The following is a 3,015-nucleotide window of genomic DNA, read 5'->3' on the forward strand; positions in this document are numbered from 1 at the left end:
CCACTGGCCCTATCCATTCTCTGACTAGAGTCAGAGAATGGATAGGGCGCAGATCGACCAGGTCCGGCGGTTCAACCGCACCGTCACCGAACGCGTGGGAGTGCTCCACGACCGCTACCTCGGCCGCGGCCGGCCGATCGGCGAGGCCCGGCTGCTGTGGCAGATCGGCGCGGAGGGTCAGGACGTACGGCGGCTGCGGGACCGGCTCGGGCTCGACTCCGGGTACGTCAGCCGGCTGCTGCGCGCCCTGGAGGCCGACGGCCTGGTGACGGTGGAGCCCGCGCCCGGCGACCGGCGCGTACGGACCGTGCGGCTCACCAACGCGGGCCGGGCGGAGCGCGCCGCACTCGACGACCGCAGCGACGAGCTGGCCGGGTCCCTCCTGGCGCCGCTCAACCCCGCGCAGCGGGCCCGGCTGACCGCCGCGATGGCCGACGTCGAGCGGCTGCTGACGGCCTCGACCGTCACGCTGGAGGCCCTCGACCCGGGGCATCCCGACGCCGAGCACTGCCTGCGGGCGTACTTCACCGAGCTGAACGAGCACTTCGAGGGCGGCTTCGACCCCGCGGCGAGCCTGCTGCCCGACGCGGGCGAACTGCGCCCGCCGCGCGGCGTCTTCCTGGTCGCCCGGCTGTACGGCGAGCCCGTCGGCTGCGCCGGCCTGAAACTGCCGGCTGCCACCCCCGCCGAGATCAAGCGCATGTGGGTCGCACCGCGCGCCCGCCGGCTCGGCCTCGGCCGCAGGTTCCTCGCCGAACTCGAAGCCCGGGCCGTCGCCCATGGCCGCAGCACCCTGCGGCTGGACACCAACAAGACCCTCGACGCGGCGATCGGCCTCTACCACTCCTGCGGTTTCCAGGAGGTGGCCGCCTTCAATGACGAGCCCTACGCCCATCACTGGTTCGAGAAGCAACTCACAGAAAAGCCACAGGACCTTTAACATTTAGTCAAGATCGGGTCAACAGCTCACACCCTGCGGATCGATGTCATAAGGGGCACGATCCGGTCACGATAAACGACCCCCCAAACCCATACACAAGAGGACAAACATGGCGGGCTTTCACGATCTTGTTTGCGCTGCGTATGGCACGGGGTAGGCGGCGACCCGAACCCGGAGGTCCATGTCCTGGCGGCGGTTGCCGCTGCCGGGACAGTCGGGTCACCGCCGGATAGCTTCGTTGTGAACCCATCGGCTGCGGTACGCGACGGCCTCCGGTTCTGTCCTGTCCCCTGCCCCCGAAAGGCAAACGTGTCACAGCTCGTCATCGAGCACGTATTCAAGGTCTTCGGCCGCAAGCCGAAGGAAGGCATTCGCCGGCTTCAGGAGGGAGCCGGCCGTGCGGAACTGAGAGAGGAGGGTACGACCGCGGCGGTGATCGACGCCTCCTTCGAAGTGGAGCAGGGCGAGATCTTCGTCGTCATGGGCCTGTCCGGCTCGGGCAAGTCCACGCTGCTGCGCATGTTGAACGGTCTGCTGGAGCCCACCTCGGGCAGGGTGCTGTTCGACGGCCAGGACCTCACCGGCCTGTCCACGAAGGCCCTGCGCGACCTGCGCTCCCGCAAGATCAGCATGGTCTTCCAGCACTTCGCGCTGTTCCCGCACCGCAGCGTGCTGGAGAACGCGGCCTACGGCCTGGAGGTCCAGGGCCGGCCGGCCCAGGAGCGCGAGGAGAAGGCGGCCGAGGCGCTGGCGATGGTCGGCCTGGACGGCTGGGAGAAGTCCTGGCCGGACGAGCTGTCCGGCGGCATGCAGCAGCGGGTCGGCCTGGCCCGCGCGCTCGCCACCGACGCCGACCTGCTGCTGATGGACGAGTCGTTCTCCGCGCTGGACCCGCTGATCCGCCGCGACATGCAGGACCAGCTGCTGGAACTCCAGCAGCGACTGCACAAGACGATCGTCTTCATCACCCACGACCTCAACGAGGCGATGCGGCTCGGCGACCGGATCGCCGTGATGCGCGACGGCCGGATCGTCCAGATCGGCACCGCGGAGGACATCCTCACCGACCCGGCCAACGACTACGTGGCCAGCTTCGTGCAGGACGTCGACCGCTCCCGGGTACTGACCGCGGCCTCGATCATGGAGGAGCCGCGGGTGATGGTGAGCCCCAACGACGGCCCGCGCGCCGCCATGCGCGCGCTGCGCACCGACCAGGCGTCCGCCGCCTTCGTCGTCGAGCGCGGCCGCAAGCTGGTCGGCACCGTCACCGAGCTGCGGGTCACCGAGGCGCTGCGCAAGGCCGAGGGCACCATGCGCGACCTGATGGACACCGACTGCGTCACCACGCACGCGGACGCGCCGCTGTCCGAACTGCTCACCCCCGCCTCGCAGTCGAAGCTGCCGCTCGCGGTGCTCGACGACAACGGCCGGCTGACCGGCGTCATCCCCCGGGTGACGCTGCTCGCCGCGCTCGGCGAGGGCCAGGAGGACACCGGCAGCCACCGGCTGCCCGACTTCCCCACGCTGGAGGACGGCGGCGCACCGAGCGGCGGCGATCCAGGCGGTCCGGGCGATCCAGGCGGCAGCGCCGGCGGCGGTAGCGGCGACGCCGAGGGCAAGGAGGCGACCCGTGCCTAGGCTCCACTTCGGCAACTGGGCCGAGGACGTCGTCCACTGGCTCACCCACCACCTGTCCTGGCTCTTCGACTTCATCAGCCACGTCGTCAACGGCATGTACAACGGCGTCGAGTGGGTCCTCGGCGGCCCGTCGCCGCTGCTGATGGCGGCGATCCTCGCGGTGCTCGCACTGTGGATGCGCGGCCTGACCGCGGGCGTGCTGGCCTTCGTGGGCTTCGCGCTCATCGACTCCGTCGCCCAGTGGGACGAGGCGATGCAGTCGCTGTCCCTGGTGGTCGTCTCGGCGGTGATCGCGCTGGCGCTCGCGGTGCCCCTGGGCATCTGGGCCGCACGGCGCCGCACGACGAGCGTGCTGATCCGGCCGGTGCTGGACGTCATGCAGACGCTGCCGGCGTTCGTCTACCTGATCCCGGCGATCATCTTCTTCAGCCTCGGCA

General features: G+C 70.1%; 2 protein-coding genes and 1 pseudogene. All 3 read left to right on the forward strand.

Annotated elements, in window-relative coordinates:
* Positions 1-37 precede the first annotated feature (37 nt).
* The gene (locus AC13HU_RS34925; protein WP_483046014.1) at positions 38-940 is read left to right on the forward strand and encodes a bifunctional helix-turn-helix transcriptional regulator/GNAT family N-acetyltransferase; all 903 of its coding nucleotides are present in this window, start codon (positions 38-40) and stop codon (positions 938-940) included.
* A gap of 309 nt (positions 941-1,249) precedes the next feature.
* Positions 1,250-2,578 carry a quaternary amine ABC transporter ATP-binding protein gene (locus AC13HU_RS34930; RefSeq protein ID WP_483046015.1) on the forward strand — a complete coding sequence of 443 codons (1,329 nt, stop codon included), beginning with the start codon at positions 1,250-1,252 and terminating at the stop codon, positions 2,576-2,578.
* Positions 2,571-3,015, forward strand: a pseudogene (locus AC13HU_RS34935) (ABC transporter permease/substrate binding protein); the annotation flags it as partial. The gene AC13HU_RS34930 and the pseudogene AC13HU_RS34935, both read left to right, overlap by 8 nt.

Source organism: Streptomyces sp. NH27, assembly GCF_056859195.1.